We start from the raw sequence: 18,557 nt of genomic DNA on the forward strand, positions 1-18,557 counted from the left end.
CATGATAAAAATAAGAGGAAAAAGACCCGCTACTTCGCACGAAATCCTCATTATCCACGAGTTAAGGGGAAATCTTCCCTGTATACTTGTTCAATCTGCCACTTAAAGAGCCACCGGCTAAATATAGGGGAAGGTTTTCCCTCTATTTTCCTAAAGCGCTTGTTCCTGCTCATAATAGAGGGTGATTTTCCCGCTATTTTGATTTCACTTCTAATTGTCAGTCTGGCAAAACCTAAAAGCTGCCTCCGGTATAATATCGGCGGCAGCCTATTTAGGTTCTTAGAGTATTCTTCTATTCCTCAACGGTCTTATCCGAACTCGGCGTGTTCTTGTTCTTATACACCCACATCGCATATTCCAGCGGGCGCTGGAGCGCTTTGCGGTAGGTGGCGCTGTCGCCCGAGCGGGCGAAGACCTCGCGGGCCGGCTTGGGGTTGACCTCCAGCACGTATATTTTGCCCTCGCGGTTAATGGCAAGGTCCAGCGCCAGCTCGCAGAGAACACCGAAGCTCTCTTCCAGGAAGGCGGCTGCATCTATCCCCAGCTTCTCTGCGGTTTTCATGGTTTTGTCAGCCTTCTCCTGACTGCCGAGCCACATCTTCAGCAGCTTCTCCGCACGGATGGCGTGACCGCCGCCATGGAGGTTGGAGGTCACGCTGCGGGCGGCGCCGACTCTGCCGGCGATGCCGGTCAGCTCCCAGGCGCCCTGGCCGTTCTTTTGCACGAGCATGCGGTAGTCATGGTAACGTCCGCTGGGCAGGCGCAGCGGAATGCCCTGCTGCACCAGGAAGCGTCCGGCAAGGCACCACTGGCGCACGATGGAGTCCAGACGGGAGAGCGACACCTTGCGGGGGGCGATGATCTGCCGGTTCTGGCGGCGGCCCTGGATATCGAAGAGGTTCTTGCCATTCTGCTGCCGTTCAATCCGCAGGATGCCGCGTCCGCCGGTGCCGTTAATCGGCTTGACATAGACGACCGGACTGAGTTTCAGCATCCGGTGCAGATCGGCCGAGGATTGATAGAGCAGGGTTTCCGGCAGATGCTGCCGGAAACGGCTGCGCTGCGAGAAGGTCTGGTGAATCGTCCATTTATTGCGCAGCGGCCGGTTGAGAAAGGTCAGGTGGTTATAACGCGCGCGGAAGCGCAGCAGCTGCTGGAACCGCTGGCTGCGCTGAATCCGGCAGCGGTCATAGATCATATTCGGGAAGGAACGCCATTTGCGGGACCAGCTTCCGCTTTTGGGATCGAAGACAAGCGCATGGATCTGCTCTTTGCTGGTATGCACATCGGCAGGGGTGAAGACAAAAACATCCAGGCCCATTCGGCTGCCTTCAATAATCATCCGCCGGTATACGGCCTTTTCTTCGAGCTGCTTGGCTTCATTTAAATACAACGTGAGGATGCCTAAGACGGGCTCTGGCACAGGAGTTCACCTTCTTGTGGAAGATTTGCCTTATGGCTGCCGGATGGCAGCGGTGAACGGAACAGCAGGGTAGGCTTTCCGGTTGGGCCTGTTGTCAGCGCCACTGCAGCAAGCCCGCTATTGAAGCACATCTTCAGGCTGGCGGCGTTATCGCTGGCTACGGCGCACTCCAGGCGGCCGAGCCGTTTGAGCTGCCCGGTTAACAGTGCTGTCCCGGTATGTCTGTTCCGGTATAAGGGATGGACAGCGACAAGGCAGGCTTCCTTGCCGTAGCCGGACACAAAGCTGACGCCAGCGAGCTGGCGTCCGTTCTGGCCGCGCAAAGTGGCGACCAGCAGGGATACGCCGGGCAAAGCGAGCTGCTCCGGCGTCAAACGGGCCAGCACCCTGCATCCGCGAAGCGTGATCCGCTGCTCCCCGTATTCCCTCAAGAACTCCAGCAGACCGGCCAGCCTGGATTTCCACCGTCCCGGGTCACTGTCATAGATGGAGGATATCTGCATGGTGTGTCACTTCCTTTACAGGTTTCTGTCGCTACTTGCTTTGGCGGGAGAGATGCTGGCTAAATTGAAAGATCCGTTCCAGCGACAGCTGGCGGATCGCCGGCTCATCGAACTTCATCGGGCGTGAGTTGGCCTCGAAAAACCACAGTCCGCCTTCCTCATCCACGCCTAGATCCATCGACATCTCTCCGAGCATTGTTTCGGAGGCCCGTTCAATCTGCCGGGCAATCAGCAGCGCGGTCGTGGGGACATTCTTCAGAATCGCTATCGTCCGCTCCTCCCCGAAGGTTGCTTCCAGCATATTCGCGGGCTCCTCGATACTGCCGCCGCGCGGTACATGGGTGGTGATGCTTCGGACTCCGGCCAGCCTCGCGCCGATGCCGGTCACCGCCCAGGCACCTCTGCCATTCTTCTGCAGCAGCGCGCGCAGATCAAAGGGGCGCCCGTGGTATGTGGCGAGTCCGATGGCCTGCTGCACAATATAGCGGGAGGTCCCTTTCTCCTTGCTGATTCGCGCCCAGAGACGGTCAATGGAGGCTGCTTTGTAAGTCACATTTTTTTTGCCGCTCTGAATCTGCAGCCGGTAGGGCATTAGAGTGTCCGAACGGTATTTAAGCCGCATGATTCCTTTACCGGCTTTGCCGCTCTCCGGCTTGAGGTAGAGGCTGTCGTGATTTTTCAGCATGGCAATCAGTGTATTCGCGCTGCGCAGCCGTCTCGTTTTGGGCACATGCTTCGAGGTAGCGCGCGATTCCTTCAGCCATTCGAATAGATGCCATTTATTGAAAAAATTTGGATTATAAAGATGGATATCCGGATGCATCAGGCACTCGGATATTTTGCGGGCGACAAGCGCCTTCTCCTCATCGTCGCGATTCGGGATCCGGTTGTAAATGACCTGCGGCAACGGCATAGGAATGCTGTACCAAAGCTTGCCGCTTGCGGAAGGAACATAGCCGTTCACAACTTTATCCTCCAGCTTCAGATCGCGGACAGTGACGACATACACAAGATAACCCATGTCTTTACCGGTGCGGATGATGTCGCGGAAATTTCTCCGGTTCCCGCGAAATTGCCGCAGTCTGTCGCTGGTGGTCAGGATGGCGATAACAGGTTTGCCGGGGTCCGGGATACGGATGCTCACAGTTCATCCCTCCTGCGGAATTTGCTGAGGTACAGACAATGCTCCAGAATGTGTTCAACGGAAGCTTTGCCTTCAGCACGCAGTGAAGGATGGCGGAAGATTGAGCGTCCCGGCTTGGCGTTAGCCTCGAACATCCAGATATCCTCATCCTGGTCAATGCCAAGATCAAAGCCGATTTCACCGAGCAGATGCCGGTGCTGGATTTCCAGAGATTCAGCCAGTCTTACGGCTGTAGTCTTGGCCCGCTGGAGCACTTCGTCCGCCCTGGTTCCGAAGACGCGGCCCAAGGCCTGCTGCGGGGTGAGCAGTGCTCCGCCGTTCTTAAGATGCGTGGTGACACTGCCCCGGCCGGCTTTTTTGGCACCGATCCCGACCACTACCCATTGGTTGCTGCCGTTCTTGTGCATGTGAAAGCGGAAGTCAATCGGGCAGCTGTCAATTTCAATGAGGCGGATGCCCTGCTGCACCACATAGTTCTGCAGGTGTTGGCCATGCCGGCCGCGTAGCATCCTCATCAGGCTGTCAAAGCTGGCAAAGCGCAGCAGCACATTTTTGCCGCTCCGCCGGTAACGGGCAAAGTAGCCCTTCTTCGGCAGATAGGTCAGACGGTATATTCCGTGTCCCAGACTGCCGGCTGAAGGTTTGTAATACACGAAATGATGCCGGTCGAGCATGTCGCGCATCTGCTCCGCACTCGGGTTGCTGTGCGTTTCAGGCACGTAGCGGCCCGCTGTGCTGTCATTCTCCAATAACTGGTAAACATCTGATTTATTGAAAAAGCTCCAGTTGAAGTATGGAATTCTCTTACGCGCGAACCTCTCGCGGAGTTGGTTGATGTACGGCGAGGTCTCGGCTTTGCGGCTGGGCAGCCGGTTATAGACGACATCCGGCAGAGGGACCTGCTTGCGCTCGAATTTGCCGCTTGCGTTCAGAAAATAGCCGTTCACCCGCTCCTGCTGCCAGTCTATGTCACGCGGTGTGAAGGCGAAGATGTAGCATTTGTTGCTCCCTTCGTGCAGCAGCTGCTTGATGAAGCCGGTCCGGGGGCCAAAAGGCTGTGACGAGGAGGCGGGGCCGTCAGACAACACACCGACAAGCGGCCCAAGCTGAACCTCATCATTCTGCAGATTACGGAGAAAGATGCCGCCTGATTTCGGGATTTTAATTGCGCTCTTTACGCCCGAGGCGAGGAACAGATGCTTCCCGGCGCGTTTGATCGGCTTGATCGTTGCCGGTACCGCATCCTTGCCGAGCCGCAGGCGGATGTTTTTCTTGCCGGACAGTTTCAGGCTTTTCATCAGTTCACCCGAAACATAGACTACTCTTTGGGGCTGCTTGGTGAAATGCACATTGCAAAAAGTGAGACCCATTTATGAATCCTCCTTAGGAACCATTGATATCATTCTCCCGTTTGTAACGGAGCGGTCCGCCGGCAAATCTCTGATTTGCCGCTGACGCAAGAAGCAGATGACGCGCATAGCGCAGCGGGTTCTCGGCGGCGAGCTTAGCAGCCCGGCGGTCGCCCGTCAGCCGGAATACCGTGCGCCCTGGCTTGGAATTGGCTTCAAGCAGATAGATTCTGCCACCGGCATCAAGGCCAAAATCCAGGCCAAGCTCCCCCAGTCTGCCGCAGGCTTCTTCCAGCAGGGGAGGCAGCAGCGCTGCGGCTGCGGCAAGTTCTTGGAGCAACTCATTTCCGTAATTTCCATATTCATCTGTCAGGAAGGGCAGGGGAGACACTGCAGTTCCGCCGCCATGCAGATTCGAGGTGAGCGAGCCGCGGTTTCCGAGACGTACGGCCATACCGGTAAGCATCCAGGCCCCGCGGCCGTTTTTTTGCATGAGCACGCGCACATCGAACGGCTGTCCAAGGCTGCTGGTCAGGTGCAGGTAAGGCTGTATAATATAGCGGCGTGAGCCGATGAAATCATGGACCCAGCCCAGACCTTCACCCAGCGTGCCGAATACATGCTGAAAAAATACGTTTGCTCCGTCCCTTCCGCGTACACGCATTCCCCCGCCACTCTTGTGCGGCAAGCGTACGGCGTGCAGGGTGTGTTTGCCATGCGAGCCGGCTTTGGGCTTCAGGAAAACGCCTTGCTCTCTTTCCGCAAGCATTATGGCGAGCTCCCGGGTCCCCTTGTAGAGCCTGGTCTCAGGCAGCATGGCAGCAGCTTTGCGGCTTTGCCGCAAAATTTCATATACGCGCCATTTATCGGGCAGTCCGCGCGACCAGGGAAGGGAGCTTGAAAGAGCGGCAAGGGCCGTGGCAGCAGCTCTTTTGTCCTTCGGACTTGAATACAAGCAGCGGTTATAGAGCACGTCGGGAGGAGAAGCCAGCGTAGGCTCCCATTGCCCCTCATTCCAGGTATAGCCGCTTATGGATCGCCCGTCCCTGGATACGCCATCCGGGTGAAACACGAGGACCTTGAGATCATACAGCGGGGCCGCCCGGCATAAATGAGTGCAGAACTCCGGCTCCGAGATAGGGGGATTTCCTTGGCGGCGGCCTGTCATGATGCCTAGGAACCCCATTGCTGTTTCCGTCATGATGTCCTCCTTATAACCCGGCCAGATAGCGGCAATATAAAATCATTTGTTTGACGGAAGGTCTGATCTTCTGATCGTTCAGCGGTGTGTTGTCATTCTTGGATGGCTTGGAATTAACCTCCAGCAGCCATATTCTTCCCGATTGATCGAGGGCGAGATCAATTCCAAGCTCTCCGAAATGCGCGGGAATATAGGTTTCGACGCCTCTGGCAATAGCCAGCGCTGCCCGGGGAAGCTGAAGCTGTGTGCTCTCCTTCAGGCCGGCGGGCAGATTGCTTTTGGAGATGGCCTCCCGTACTGTGCTGAGTGTCCCGCCGCGGGCCAGATTCGAAACAAAGTGGTTGCTTCCGGCGGTACGGGCGACAATGGAGGTAACCCCCCATTTGCCGGTGCCGTTCTTCTGCACAAGCGCCCGGAAATCAACCGGACGCCGTCCCAGCTCCATCAAGGGCAGGCCCTGTTGGATCTGGTAGCGGGTGGTTTTCATCTTGGGGGCGATGGTTTGGAACAGCTTTGCCAGAGTGGGAAAGCTGATCTTGCGTGTGCCCAGCGGTGTGGTGGACAGCAGCCGGTAGCCGCCGCCTTCTTCCCTGGAAATGCGCAGAATGCCTTTGCCGAGACTGCCGCGAACAGGCTTGAGAAATACACTGGAATGGCTGTTGCACATCTTCTTCAGGGTGGCGAAGCCTTTCAGGGTATGGGATTCCGGCAAATACCGCTGCAGGGCGGTATCTTGGGCAAGCGCTTCAAAAACCTCTGTCTTGTCAAGGAACTTTTCATTGAAAAAATGTGTGCCATAGCGGGATTTTACATCCGCCAGAAAATGCTGTACGCTAGGTTTGTTCTCAACCTTTCGTGATGTAAGCCGATTGTTGATCACATCGGCTACAGGAAGAGTCAGCTTTCGCCAGCCCTCGTCGTATACCCAGCCCTGGACGGAAGAGCTGCGCGATTCCAGTGCTTCCGGGGTGAAGAAATATACATAGGCGCCCTGTGCATGGCAGGCATTGGTCAGCTCCCGGCAGAACATAGTGATCGGACCGAACAGCCTGTCGGGATTATCCGGATGGTCGCGGCTTACCAGCACTCCAATTAACGGCCCGAGCCGCAGAATGCGGCTTCCCGAGGTGTAGGACACATTAAGCGTAAGCCGTTGTCTGAGTCCAAGCCGCCGCGCCAGTGCCTCACTTATGCGCAGGCTGTCGGCTTTGGGAACCGGAATGACTGTGACCTCCTGCCGGAAAGAGCCGAAGGTGAGCTGGAGTGTCCCGTTTGCCGGAATTTTGAGCCTCTTCATTGATTTGTCGCCAAGCATTACAGTGTTTTCCTGCAGGATGCCCGAGTGGACCGTTTGGACCGGGATCTTGAACTTAGACATCTTGGATCTCCTTCCGGTAGGCAGCATGATGCCGGCAATATGAAGCTTAAGGATTACATATCATTCATCATATGGAGACATCTGACCCTTGGTGATTGACCTATTCTTGAAAAAGCCGTGCCGGGCGGATTAAATCCCTCGTTTGGAAAGAACAAAAGCAGATGCTTCCGAAGTGAATTATGTTCGAAGTGAACCCGGAGAAGTAAATGCTCACAAAATTTTAGGAGGAATAATAATGAACGTAATTGACAAAGCGCATGAATTGGCGCGGGCTATTAAGGACAGCAGCGAGGTAACGGACATCAGAAATGCGATGAAGGTGATTGAGGCGGACCCGGAAAGCAAGCGGATGCTGGATAACTTCCGCCAGAATCAGATTGAGCTGCAGCAGCGGATGATGAACGGAGAAATGCCGCCGCAGGAGGAAATGGAGAAGATGGAGAAGCTGTTCGAGGTGCTGAACCTGAACCTAGGCATCCGCCGTCTGTTCGATGCGGAACGCCGTCTCAGCGTGGTTATTGAGGATGTGAACAAAATTATTACCGATAGCTTATCGGAGATGTATGGCGGCGCACAATAGGCTTCGCCGTCGGTACAGCTGGTACAAGCCGTACGCAAGCAACAGGAGGGTGTCCCTCAGCCATTTGGCTGCTGGAGCACCCTCCTGCTAATGTCAGAGCTGATTCAGATTACGGGCGTCGTCGCCCTAATCCTGCTTGCCCTCCACAGCGCAGAGCAGAATTCCGGCGGCCAGACCGAGGCGGCGGTCGAGCTCCCCTTTGCGGTCCTCGGAGAAGTCGGCGATGATTTTGGTGACGAAGGGATTGAAGTTCTGGCGGAAGGCGGGAATGGTGGTGTTCCCAAGCTCAACATTATATTTCTGCGGAATCAGCGTGATGAGCCGCCGCAGGAGCGCCATCGCTGTACTGTTTTCCTTAATCAATCCGATTTCGGTATCCTTGCTGTCCAGAAGAATCCATTCATCCTTCACGATGGATTTGAGCCCTTTGCGGCGCAGCGAGCCGAGATGCTCACCGGTCTCTGAATCATGCACGTCATACGTAGCGCTGAAATCAATCACATTCCGGGCCTTGATGCGTAGCAGCTCTTTTGTCATGCTCTCATCGGTATAAAGGGCGATATCCTCCTTCAGCTTGAACGCTTTCATCTGCGAATACATCACAAGCTCCTCCGAGCTATTGTAGATATGCAGCTTGGCTCCCATGATAGAGAACACCTTTTTACGGATAATGTACTCTGAGTAATTAAATGCGTTATTCAAATAGAATCCCTCCCTGAAATGCCTACATCATCTCATATCGCAGCCGTTCGTGCTATGCCAAAGCCTGCACTCTCCATATTTTTTCCCGGCTTATCTCATAATTCCGGCAGCCTGTTCATAGAGTAGAGATATAGATTCAATTGAACAACCCTTTAGAAAGAAGGAGCTGTCATCCATGAAAAAAAGAAACAAATTCAAGCATGCCGCCTACATGCTGGCGGCGCTGGTCATGCTTCTCTACGCTTTGCCGCAGCTGTCTTTTCAGAGCGGACCAAGCTGGGCACTGGGCTTCGGTGTGGTCTGGTGCATTTTTGCCTTTCTGGTCATCGCTTCGCACCTGCATTTCATCATTGGAGTGGATGAAGAGAAGCAGAAGCGGCTTGAAGCAGTCCGCAAGCATAAGCTGGAGCAGTGGCAGGGCAAGTGGAATGAAGAACCGGCGAGAGTATCGCAAAAATCTTGAGCCTCTCTTAATAATATGATAGGCTCCCTGGTAAAACCGCCCACGGCGCGCCCCCTGCTCGTCACAATGCTCGGCCAATCTGTTGTGCTTCTGCGTCCCCACCGTGTATAATGGGTACAGAGTAGTACAGATCGGAGCATGGGGGTGTAACAGTTGGAAGGTCAAGGGGATAATATCACAAAACATGAACAACTGCTGCAGCACATCGAAAGCCTGAAGGTAGGGACCAAGATATCCGTCCGCAAGCTGGCGAAGGAAATGGGTGTCAGTGAAGGCACGGCTTACCGTGCGGTGAAGGAGGCGGAGAATCTCGGCATCGTCATTACGAAGGAGCGGATCGGCACAGTCCGGGTGGAGAAGAAACCGCGCAACATTTCCGACCAGCTCACCTTTGGTGATGTAGTCGACATCGTAGAGGGACATGTGCTTGGCGGAGTGAACGGGCTGAACAAGCATCTTCATAAATATGTGATCGGCGCGATGAAGGTTGATGCCATGGTCCGTTATATCGATGCGGACAGCCTGCTGATTGTGGGGAACCGCGATGATGCGCATTCGCTTGCGCTGGAGCAAGGCGCGGGGGTGCTCGTAACCGGGGGCTTTGGGACAAGCCGTGAGGTTAAAGCGCTGGCCGACGAGCTGGATTTGCCCGTAATTTCCTCCCGGCATGATACATTTACCGTAGCTTCGATGATTAACCGGGCGATTTTTGACCGGCTGATCAAGAAGAAAATCATGCTGGTTGAAGATATTGTAGACAGCAAGCCCCGCCTCAATACGCTGAAAATAACCAGCACGGTCGGTGAGCTGCGGCAGCTCTCGCTGGACAGCGGCGAGCAGCGCTTCCCGGTTACCGATGAGTGGAACCGGGTCATTGGCATCGTGGGCCGCCGTGATGTGGAGGAGCTTGCCGAAGGGCAGAGCATCGAGAAGGCCATGGTCCGCAGCCCGATCACCGCGGCACTGCAGACCTCGCTGGCCTCGGCGGCGCAGATCATGATGTGGGAGGGCATCGACTTCCTGCCGATTGTCGACCGCAACCGCAAGCTGGTCGGCTCGCTCACCCGCAGGGAGGTGCTGCAGAGCCTGCGCGATGTCAGCAACCAGCCGCAGCTCGGAGAAACATTCGACCATCTGATCTGGAACGGCTTTGCCGATGAGCGGGATGAGGAAGGCAGACTTTTTTTCCACGGCTTCATTACGCCGCAGATGGCGACGGATCTCGGGACCATTTCCGAAGGCGTACTGTCAACACTGATGACCCTCTCCGCTTTCAGGGCGGCCAAGGATATTACAGGCAACGATTATGTGCTTGACAATATGTCCACCTATTTTATCCGGCCGGTGCAGATTGAGCATTCGGTCATTGTGATGCCGAAGCTGCTGGAAATCAGCCGCCGTACCTGCAAGCTGGAGATAGAAATCAGCCACTTGGATACCTTGGTAGCTAAGGCTGTACTCATGCTGCAGTCGATTGACCATAACTGACGGCGCAGCACATGAACACACAAAGAAGACTATTCCAGGCTGGCTGTCAGCCGGGATAGTCTTTTTTACAATACAATGCCGTAGATTACAAATATACAATACAGCCGTTATCCTCTAATTTGTGCAGCCAATTTGGAACGTTCAGCCCGTGATTCCACCTCAAATCCAAGCGTTCAGATTATTGTGGGACAAATTGAGCTTCACTGCATTTCCTCCTCTTATTGGTTAGCCGGATAAATCCACCTCCATTCCATCCGTTATGCTTGGCTATTGTTCCTCCGGTTCCGGCTGTAAAATCCATAGCTGCGCAGCCCGGAGAAGATGTTGAACGCCCCGATCAGCAGAAAAAGTGCCTCGACAATGATATTGCTTGTGGAGCCGCGGAACATAAACATGCAGATTAGAGAGAGCGATACAAGCATGCCGCCGAGCATGATGTTCATGATAGAGCGTTTTATGCCTTTTTCCAGAGGGTCCTGCGCTCTGCGGGAAGAGAAGCTGTAGACGGCGGCACCAATCATAAAAACCATCATCAGGACAAACAGCAAATACTTGATCAGCAGAATCATGGACAGGCAGCTCCTTTTAGCCAAATGTAAAAAAGCCGTTATCTGTAAGCTATTGTACCACGATTGTCCTTAGCTGCGTTTGTAGGGGCTGATTTCGACCCAAATTTGCAGCACGCCCTCCATGACGAGCATGGTGCGGATTCGGACCGAATATTCCTTCTCGCGCACGGTATAGATTTTGCCGTCCAGCAGCAGCCGGGCCAGCTTGCCATCACTGTCAATGTCGAACATGCTGCGCCCGCGCATAGGCTCCAGGTCGCTGCTCATGCGGCTGATGATTTCCTTCACGGTTACGGGGTCGAGCTCGGCTGCGCCCTCCTTCACCTTGCTGTCCTCCGTGCGGAGCCTGATTTCCCGGATGACGGTAGAGGTGTTGTTGTATTTCTTGAGCGTCTGGATGTCCTTACGGTATTGCTCGATCTGCATGCGCATGTCCAGATTGTTCTGCCACAGCACATTGTAGCCCATATGAAAAATAGCATTGTACATGATGCTGCCCACGACCATCCCTAATACGAATACTGCAGAAATTTGTGAAAATCGGCGGTAATACCGGAACGGTGGAACCCTCATGGCCTGCTCACCCCTTGCCGCACACCCATTTGACCAGCTCGCTGCCCATATGAGCGCCCAGGAAGGCGAAGACCAGGTAGAGGACCTGCTTGATGGCGGGGGAGAGGTTACCGCCCAGCATATTGCTCTCAATGACCCGCATCGGGTCGATGGTTCCGCCGACGGCGGCGGCAAGCGCCCAGATTTTGATCCGGTCGGCCACATCCAGCATGGTTTGTGTCGGCGGCTGCAGCGAGACTACGGCCCCCATGCCGCCCAGCATCGCCCCACCCAGCACAATCCCGAAGGCGATAAAGAAATCGAGAACGGCTTTGCTCAAAAAAACGTTCATTACAAGGCCCCTTTCCGAACAAGGCCGCTCTTGACGCAGCCTGTCCTTGTGCTCTTTCTTCATTCTATGGGCGGCTCCCCCTCTAATATGATAAAATAGTTACATCTTATGCTTTGATTTTGGAACCTGAAGGGATGTGGGGATATGAGCCCTTTCGTGCATTTGCATGTGCACAGCGAATACAGTTTACTGGACGGGGCGGCGCGCATTACGGACCTGGTGCGCCGGGCCGGCGAATACGGCATGACGTCGCTTGCGCTTACGGATCATGGAGTGATGTACGGAGCCATCCCCTTCTATAAAGCGTGCAAGGCCAGCGGCATCAAGCCGATCATCGGCTGTGAAGCCTATTTGACGGCAGGCTCCCGCCGGGAGCGGGGCAGCCGCAAGGATCAGCCCATCTACCATCTGATTCTGCTCGCGAAGAATGAGACCGGATACAAAAACCTGATGCGGCTGGTGTCCATCGGCCATCTGGAGGGACAGCACTACAAGCCGCGCATTGATATGGAAGCCTTGGCCGCGCATGCGGAGGGCATCATCTGCCTCAGCGCCTGTCTCGGCGGCGAGGTGCCGCAGCATCTGCTGCACGGACGGGAAGAAGAGGCGCGCAGGGCGGCGCTGCGGTATAAGGCGATTTTTGGCGAGGACTTCTACCTGGAGCTGCAGGATCACGGAATTCCTGAGCAAAAGCGGGTCAACCCGCAGCTGATCGCGCTCGCCGCCGAATGCGGCATCCCGCTGGTGGTTACGAACGATGTCCATTATCTCGCCAAGGAGGATGCCGAAGTTCAAGACGTGCTGATCTGCATCGGGACCGGCAAGACAGTGGATGATGATGAGCGCCTGAAGATCGGAACGGAGCAGCTGTTCCTCAAGAGCGGAGAGCAAATGGCCGCATTGTTCCCGCATGTGCCTGAGGCGATTAGTAATACAGCGGTGATTGCTGAGAAGTGCAATCTGGAGCTAACCTTCGGCGAGCATATCCTGCCGGCGTATTCTCCGCTGCCGGAGGGAAAGGATGCCGCGACCTACCTCCGCGAGCTGTGCTGGAGCGGGCTGGAAGCCCGCTATGCGGACACGCCGCGCTGGTCCTCCCAGGAAGAGAGGGATGCCGCCGGGGCGAGGCTGGCCTATGAGCTAGGCGTTATTGAGAACATGGGGTTCAGCGATTATTTTCTGATCGTCTGGGATTTTATCGCCTTCTGCCATCGGCAGGGGATTGTTACCGGCCCGGGAAGAGGCTCCTCTGCCGGCAGCTTAACCGCCTATTGTCTGCGGATTACCGATGTGGACCCGCTGAAGTACAATCTGCTCTTTGAGCGGTTCCTCAACCCCGAGCGCATCACGATGCCGGATATCGACATCGACTTCAGCGATGAGCGGCGCGATGAGGTTATCGCTTATGTGGTGGATAAATACGGCAAGGAGCATGTGGCGCAGATTATCACCTTCGGAACGATGGCGGCGAGAGCGGCTGTGCGGGACGTAGGGCGTGTGTTGAATCTGCCCTATAACGAGGTGGACAAGGCAGCGAAGCTGATTCCGGGGTACCTCGGTATCAGCATCACCCGGGCGCTGGAGGATAGCCCGGATCTGAAGGCACTGTATGAAGGCAATCCGAAGATCAGGGACCTGCTTGACATGGCTAAGAAGGTAGAGGGCATGCCCCGCCATGCATCGACCCATGCAGCAGGAGTCGTGATCTCCAAGGGGCCGCTGACCGATAACGTGCCGCTGCAGGCCGGCAACGAGAGTACGGCGCTGACCCAGTATTCGATGGAGCATCTGGAGAGCATCGGGCTGCTGAAGATGGATTTTCTCGGGCTGCGCACCCTGTCGATTATTGAGCGCTGCATGAACTGGATCAGGGAAATGACCGGCAGCGTGCCTGATTTCCGCAGCATTCCCGACCATGATCCGCTGACGTACGAGATGCTGGGAGCAGGTGAAACGACCGGCGTCTTCCAGCTGGAGTCGGCGGGGGTGCGGCGGGTACTGAAGGATATGAAGCCAACGGGCTTCGAGGATATCGTCTCGGTGGTCGCGCTGTACCGTCCCGGCCCAATGGAGTTTATTCCTAAATATATTGCAGGCAAGCATGGGGAGATTGAAGTGGAGTACCCGCATGCCGATCTGAAGCAGATTCTGGATGATACCTACGGCATTATCGTCTATCAGGAGCAGATCATGCAGATTGCCTCGCGGATGGCCGGCTTCTCGCTCGGTGAAGCGGATCTGCTGCGCCGTGCGGTCTCCAAGAAGAAGCGGGAGACGCTGGACAAGGAGCGCGGCCACTTTGTGCAGGGCAGTCTTCAGATGGGCTATACGGAGACGGATGCCAATGCCGTCTATGATATGATCGTGCGCTTCGCGAACTACGGCTTCCCGCGTGCCCACGCAGCAGCCTATGGCGTGCTGGCCTTCCAGACGGCCTACCTCAAGGCCCATTATCCCGTGCAGTTCATGGCGGCGATGCTGACCGCTGTGATGGGCGTCCACCGCAAGGTGGCGGAATATGTGCTGGAATGCCGGCGCAGCGGCATCGGCGTATTGCCGCCGGATGTCAACGAGAGCGGCGTGCTGTTCACTCCCGTTCCGGGCGAAGGCACAGGGCATATCCGCTTTGGACTGGCGGCGGTTAAGAATGTCGGCACACTTGCTGTGGAGAACATCATGGAGGTGCGCAAGGAGCGTCCGTTCGACAGCCTGCTTGACTTCTGCCGCCGTGTGGATCTGCGCGTCTGCAACAAGCGCGTCATAGAGTCTCTGCTGCAGGCCGGGGCTTTCGACCGCCTGCCTGGACACCGGGCGCAGCTGCTCGCGATGCTGGATGAGACGGTAGAAGCTGCAACGAAGTGGCGCAAGGAACGCGACGAGCTGCAGATTCAGCTCTTCGACGATTTGATAGAAACGCCGAACTGGGAGATCCGCTACCCGGATATCCCGAATTTCACGGTCACCCAGCAGTTAGAGCTGGAGCGCGAGCTGCTCGGGCTATACCTCTCCGGGCATCCGCTCGACGATGCTGCGGAGCTGCTGGAGGAGCCGGGGATGCAGCGGCTGATGGATCTGGGCGAAGCGGCGGATGAGAGCCAGGCCGTGACAGCGGGCATGGTCGTGTCCGTCAAGGAAATCACCACGAAGGCCGGCAAGGCGATGGCCTTCGTGGAATGGGAAGACCAGATCGAGCGCTGCGAGGTCGTGCTCTTCCCAGAGGTGTGGAAACGCAGCCGCGCCCTGATCGTGAAGGGCGCGCTGCTGGCCCTGCGCGCCAAGGTGCAGCAGGAGGACGAGGGCTTCAAGCTGCTGGCCGAAGAGGTCGCGCCGCTTGGCGCGGACACGCTCCGCGGCCTGCTGCAGCGCCGCAGCGCAGCTGCCGCCCGGGCCGCAGGCGCGGGCCGGGCGGCCACAGCCGGAGCGCCCGGCGGGGCTCCGGCAGCGCGGACAGGCGCCGGCAGCCCCGGCGCCTCCCGCAGCGGCGCAGCCGGCGGAGCTGCTGCGCCTGCCACTGCGCCTGCGCCCGCGGCGTCCACGTCCGCCGCGTCTGTGCCATCCGCAGCGCAGAGCGGCCAGCGTGTCTTTATCAAGATCACGCAGACCGCTGAGAACCCGGCGCTGCTGTCGCGCCTTCAGGCGCTGCTGCAGCGCCATCCCGGTCCGGCAGCTACTCTGCTGTTCTACGAGCGCGACCAGCGGCTGCTGGCGCTCAGCGACGGCTACCGGATCAAGCCCTCGGAGGAGCTGATCGCGGCTATCGAGACAATGATGGGAGCCGGAACGGTAAGAATAAAATAAGAACATTTCCGCCCCTTTCCGCATACATTAGGAAACCACAGGGCATTGTCCCGTGCGGAAAGGGGAATATTACCATGTCATATCAAATGGCAGCGGAGCTGCTGGAGCGCAGGGGAGTGTCGCTGACGTCCATTGCTGAGATCGTATATATTTTGCAATCGGCCTATTATGCCGAATTAACGAAGGACGAATGTCTGGAAAGTGTCAAATCGGTCCTCGGCAAAAGAGAGGTCCAGTACACGCTCATGACTGGCGTCGCACTCGATGAATTAGCGGAGAAGAAGCTTCTTCCCCAGCCGCTGCAGGCGGTGATGGAGGCGGATGAATCGCTGTATGGCGCGGACGAGACCCTGGCGCTCGGCATCACGGGGGTATACGGAATGATCGGGCTGACGGGCTTCGGTTATCTCGACAAAATAAAGCTTGGAATCATCGGCGAGCTGAATGCGGATAAGGGAGGCATTCACGTGTTTTTGGATGATCTTGTTGCCGGAATCGCAGCGGCGGCATCGGCCAGAATTGCCCACGGGCATGAGGGAGCCAAGGTATATCCTTATAGCGCCGATACGGAATAACCGCCTGGCCTGGAATCGCTGAATGCAGCCTCCTGCCCCTGTTCCTTCACTCCGCTCCTGTTGCGGGAAAAAAGAAAACTGTGTTATCATGATTCCATTATACGGGATACGGCTGGGAATTAAGATTAGGGAGGCTTTGCAAGGCATGTGGACGGTAATTTATATAGCTCCAACCGCCAAAGTGGCGGATATGATTCAGAGCAAGCTTACGGAAGAAGGCTTTCTGATAAAATGCCGTCCGGTCAATATGTCCAAGCAGCAGTTTGAGATTCTGGTTCCTTCGGGTGAGCTTGAGGAAGTGCAGGAAGTCCTTAATCTGATTCTGCATCCCTGAATATACATCAAGTGAGCAGTTATGACAGCGGCAAGCTGCTGAATGCGCAAATAAACGGCTGAAGAGGTGCGATCCTTGTTCAAAGATTTATTTCAGAAAAAACGGAAGTACGCGACTATTCCTTCAGAACGTCTGGAGCGGAGCGGCGGAGCGGCGGAAGGCGAACGCCCCAAACGGGAGATTCCCGAGGGCTTAATGAGCAAATGCAGCAAATGCGGAACGATCCAGTACAGCAAGGAGCTGGAGAAGAACCTGAAGGTATGCCCTTCCTGCGGCTACCATATGCGTCTGAACGCTTCGGAGCGGATCGCAATGACGCTGGACCCGGAAGGGTTTGTTGAGTTTGACAGCGAAATGGCATCCGTAGACCCGTTGCAGTTTCCCGGCTATGCATCTAAGCTGGAGCAGCAGCAGTCCAAAACCGGACAGGTTGATGCTGTAATTACGGGACAAGGCACCATTGGCGGACATCCCGTCATTGTGGCTGTGATGAATTTTGAATTTTTTACCGGCAGTATGGGTTCGGTTGTGGGCGAGAAGATTACCCGCGCGGTTGAAGAAGCCACCGAGAAGCGACTCCCGCTGCTGATCTTTTCGACTTCGGGCGGAGCCCGGATGCAGGAGAGCATTCTGAGCCTGATGCAGATGGCCAAGACAAGTGCGGCGCTCGCCCGGTTTGGCGAGGTGGGCGGACTGTATATCTCGGTGATTACCGATCCGACCACGGGCGGTGTATCCGCGAGCTTTGCCAGTCTTGGTGATATTATCATTGCCGAGCCGGGAGCCGTATTTGGTTTTGCCGGCCGGATTGTCATTGAGCAGACGATCCGCCAGAAGCTTCCTGAGGATTTCCAGACCGCTGAATTTAATCTTCAGCACGGACAGCTTGATCTCGTGGTGCACCGCAAGGAAATGCGCGCCACATTGACCAAGCTGCTGGACCTGCATGACGTGAAAGGGGGATTTTAGGTTGGCGGGAGAGTTGCCTTTTGAAATGCCTCTACTGGAAATGCGCAAGAAAATTGCTGAGCTGAAGCAGTTCGGCGAAGAGAAGGGGATTGATTTCAGCGATGAGGTCGCCCGGCTTGAGGAACGCTACCGCGTGCTAGAGGATGAGATTTATTCCAATATATCGCCTTCGCAGAAGATGCATCTGGCACGGCATCACAGCCGTCCTACCTCGCTTGATCTGATGGGGCTGATTTTTACTGATTATATTGAGCTGCATGGCGACCGTCTGTTCGGTGATGATCTTGCTGTAGTTGGCGGTATCGCCAAGCTGAACGGAGTTCCCGTAACAGTAATCGGCCAGCAGCGCGGCAAGGATACGAAGGACAATATTGCGCGTTTCTTCGGCAGCGCGCATCCTGAAGGGTTCCGCAAATCGCTTCGTTTGATGAAGCAGGCCGAGAAGTTCGGCCGTCCGGTCATTACCTTTATCGACACCAAGGGGGCTTACCCCGGCAATACGGCAGAGGAAAGAGGCCAGTCCGAGGCAATTGCCAGAAACCTGTATGAGATGTCCCAGCTTGCTGTCCCTGTGATCTCTATTGTGATCGGTGAAGGCGGCAGCGGCGGAGCGCTGGCTTTGGCTGTAGGCAACCGTGTACTCATGCTGGAGCATGCGATTTATTCGGTAATCTCCCCGAACGGAGCGGCGTCTATCCTTTGGAAGGATGCCTCTAAGGCGGAGCAGGCCGCAGAAGCCATGAAGATTACGGCAGCCGACCTGCTGGATATGGAAGTTATTGAGGAGATTGTGCCTGAGCCGAGAGGCGGCGCCCACCGTGATTACGAGGCAACGGCGGCGGCAATCAAGGATGCCGTATGGCGTCATTTGCAGGAGCTGTCGGCTATGGACTGTGCTGAACTCAAAGAGGACCGTTATTTGAAATTCCGCAAAATCGGTAAGTTTGCCGAAGGCGGAACAGAGTTCGTTGCCGCAGAAGAAGGAGAAGAGGAAGAAGAAGTGCAGAGCGTGGAGTAGGCCCTGTATTTTACCGGATGCAGGCTTTGTTCGTTTGCACTTTCACACATAAATTCGCTTTTTTAGTCCATAGATGAAACTGGAAGCAGATTACTTTTATTGGCGTGAAAATAATCCCGTGCAATTTGCGGGGTTATTTTATTTTGTGCGCTTTCTTTG

General features: G+C 55.8%; 18 protein-coding genes. 8 read left to right on the top strand and 10 right to left on the bottom strand.

Translation table 11 applies throughout. From position 1 onward, the window contains the following. Positions 1-292: 292 nt before the first annotated feature. The 6 genes from ACX1DY_RS04240 to ACX1DY_RS04265 are packed head-to-tail and all read right to left on the bottom strand — an operon-like array spanning position 293 to position 6,998. On the bottom strand, positions 293-1,423 hold the full coding sequence (locus ACX1DY_RS04240; protein ID WP_458962959.1) for a YheC/YheD family endospore coat-associated protein: 1,131 nt from the start codon (positions 1,421-1,423) through the stop codon (positions 293-295). Further along, positions 1,405-1,926: a GNAT family N-acetyltransferase gene (locus tag ACX1DY_RS04245; protein WP_458962960.1), complete on the bottom strand. Its 522-nt coding sequence runs from the start codon at positions 1,924-1,926 to the stop codon at positions 1,405-1,407. The genes ACX1DY_RS04240 and ACX1DY_RS04245 overlap by 19 nt, the downstream gene beginning before the upstream one ends. Before the next feature lie 31 nt (positions 1,927-1,957). Continuing rightward, on the bottom strand, positions 1,958-3,070 hold the full coding sequence (locus ACX1DY_RS04250) for a YheC/YheD family endospore coat-associated protein (protein ID WP_458962961.1): 1,113 nt from the start codon (positions 3,068-3,070) through the stop codon (positions 1,958-1,960). After that, the gene (locus tag ACX1DY_RS04255) at positions 3,067-4,440 is read right to left on the bottom strand and encodes a YheC/YheD family endospore coat-associated protein (protein ID WP_458962962.1); all 1,374 of its coding nucleotides are present in this window, start codon (positions 4,438-4,440) and stop codon (positions 3,067-3,069) included. The genes ACX1DY_RS04250 and ACX1DY_RS04255 overlap by 4 nt, the downstream gene beginning before the upstream one ends. A gap of 13 nt (positions 4,441-4,453) precedes the next feature. Beyond that, the gene (locus ACX1DY_RS04260) at positions 4,454-5,620 is read right to left on the bottom strand and encodes a YheC/YheD family endospore coat-associated protein (protein ID WP_458962963.1); all 1,167 of its coding nucleotides are present in this window, start codon (positions 5,618-5,620) and stop codon (positions 4,454-4,456) included. Positions 5,621-5,630: 10 nt separating this feature from the next. Further along, positions 5,631-6,998, bottom strand: coding sequence for a YheC/YheD family endospore coat-associated protein (locus tag ACX1DY_RS04265; RefSeq protein ID WP_458962964.1), 1,368 nt, complete (start codon positions 6,996-6,998; stop codon positions 5,631-5,633). A 235-nt stretch (positions 6,999-7,233) separates the two neighbouring features. On the opposite strand from ACX1DY_RS04265, the gene ACX1DY_RS04270 reads away from it, so the two are divergent. Then, entirely contained in the window at positions 7,234-7,578 is a 345-nt protein-coding gene (locus tag ACX1DY_RS04270) for a YlbF family regulator (protein ID WP_458962965.1), read from the top strand. A 126-nt stretch (positions 7,579-7,704) separates the two neighbouring features. On the opposite strand, the gene ACX1DY_RS04275 is transcribed toward ACX1DY_RS04270, so the two are convergent. Next, positions 7,705-8,280 (bottom strand): hypothetical protein, encoded by a 576-nt coding sequence (locus ACX1DY_RS04275; protein ID WP_458962966.1) that lies wholly within the window; start codon positions 8,278-8,280, stop codon positions 7,705-7,707. Positions 8,281-8,455: 175 nt separating this feature from the next. Between ACX1DY_RS04275 and ACX1DY_RS04280 the strand changes: the two genes are divergently transcribed. Together ACX1DY_RS04280 and ACX1DY_RS04285 are read left to right on the top strand one after the other, a co-directional pair. Further along, positions 8,456-8,743: a hypothetical protein gene (locus tag ACX1DY_RS04280; RefSeq protein ID WP_458962967.1), complete on the top strand. Its 288-nt coding sequence runs from the start codon at positions 8,456-8,458 to the stop codon at positions 8,741-8,743. 153 nt (positions 8,744-8,896) lie between these two features. After that, on the top strand, positions 8,897-10,231 hold the full coding sequence (locus tag ACX1DY_RS04285) for a DRTGG domain-containing protein (protein WP_458962968.1): 1,335 nt from the start codon (positions 8,897-8,899) through the stop codon (positions 10,229-10,231). Positions 10,232-10,488: 257 nt separating this feature from the next. Here ACX1DY_RS04285 and ACX1DY_RS04290 read toward each other — a convergent pair whose 3' ends face one another. The 3 genes from ACX1DY_RS04290 to ACX1DY_RS04300 form a co-directional block, all read right to left on the bottom strand. Next, on the bottom strand, positions 10,489-10,800 hold the full coding sequence (locus tag ACX1DY_RS04290) for a YtpI family protein (RefSeq protein ID WP_458962969.1): 312 nt from the start codon (positions 10,798-10,800) through the stop codon (positions 10,489-10,491). Between the two features lie 69 nt (positions 10,801-10,869). Further along, positions 10,870-11,373, bottom strand: coding sequence for a hypothetical protein (locus ACX1DY_RS04295; RefSeq protein ID WP_458962970.1), 504 nt, complete (start codon positions 11,371-11,373; stop codon positions 10,870-10,872). Positions 11,374-11,380: 7 nt separating this feature from the next. Further along, a complete protein-coding gene (locus tag ACX1DY_RS04300) occupies positions 11,381-11,704 on the bottom strand; it encodes a YtrH family sporulation protein (RefSeq protein WP_019912042.1) in 324 nt (107 codons plus the stop codon). Between the two features lie 144 nt (positions 11,705-11,848). On the opposite strand from ACX1DY_RS04300, the gene ACX1DY_RS04305 reads away from it, so the two are divergent. The 5 genes from ACX1DY_RS04305 (at position 11,849) to ACX1DY_RS04325 (ending at position 18,398) form a co-directional block, all read left to right on the top strand. Continuing rightward, a complete protein-coding gene (locus ACX1DY_RS04305) occupies positions 11,849-15,502 on the top strand; it encodes a DNA polymerase III subunit alpha (RefSeq protein ID WP_458962971.1) in 3,654 nt (1,217 codons plus the stop codon). A gap of 74 nt (positions 15,503-15,576) precedes the next feature. Further along, the gene (locus tag ACX1DY_RS04310) at positions 15,577-16,077 is read left to right on the top strand and encodes a phosphatidylglycerophosphatase A family protein (RefSeq protein WP_458962972.1); all 501 of its coding nucleotides are present in this window, start codon (positions 15,577-15,579) and stop codon (positions 16,075-16,077) included. A 145-nt stretch (positions 16,078-16,222) separates the two neighbouring features. Further along, complete coding sequence (locus ACX1DY_RS04315; RefSeq protein WP_019912039.1) at positions 16,223-16,411, top strand: hypothetical protein; 189 nt, start codon at positions 16,223-16,225, stop codon at positions 16,409-16,411. 75 nt (positions 16,412-16,486) lie between these two features. Further along, positions 16,487-17,380, top strand: a complete 894-nt coding sequence (gene accD / locus ACX1DY_RS04320; protein ID WP_458962973.1) for an acetyl-CoA carboxylase, carboxyltransferase subunit beta — start codon at positions 16,487-16,489, stop codon at positions 17,378-17,380. A 1-nt stretch (position 17,381) separates the two neighbouring features. Next, on the top strand, positions 17,382-18,398 hold the full coding sequence (locus ACX1DY_RS04325; protein ID WP_458962974.1) for an acetyl-CoA carboxylase carboxyltransferase subunit alpha: 1,017 nt from the start codon (positions 17,382-17,384) through the stop codon (positions 18,396-18,398). Positions 18,399-18,557 lie beyond the last annotated feature (159 nt).

Source organism: Paenibacillus sp. BAC0078, assembly GCF_054483875.1.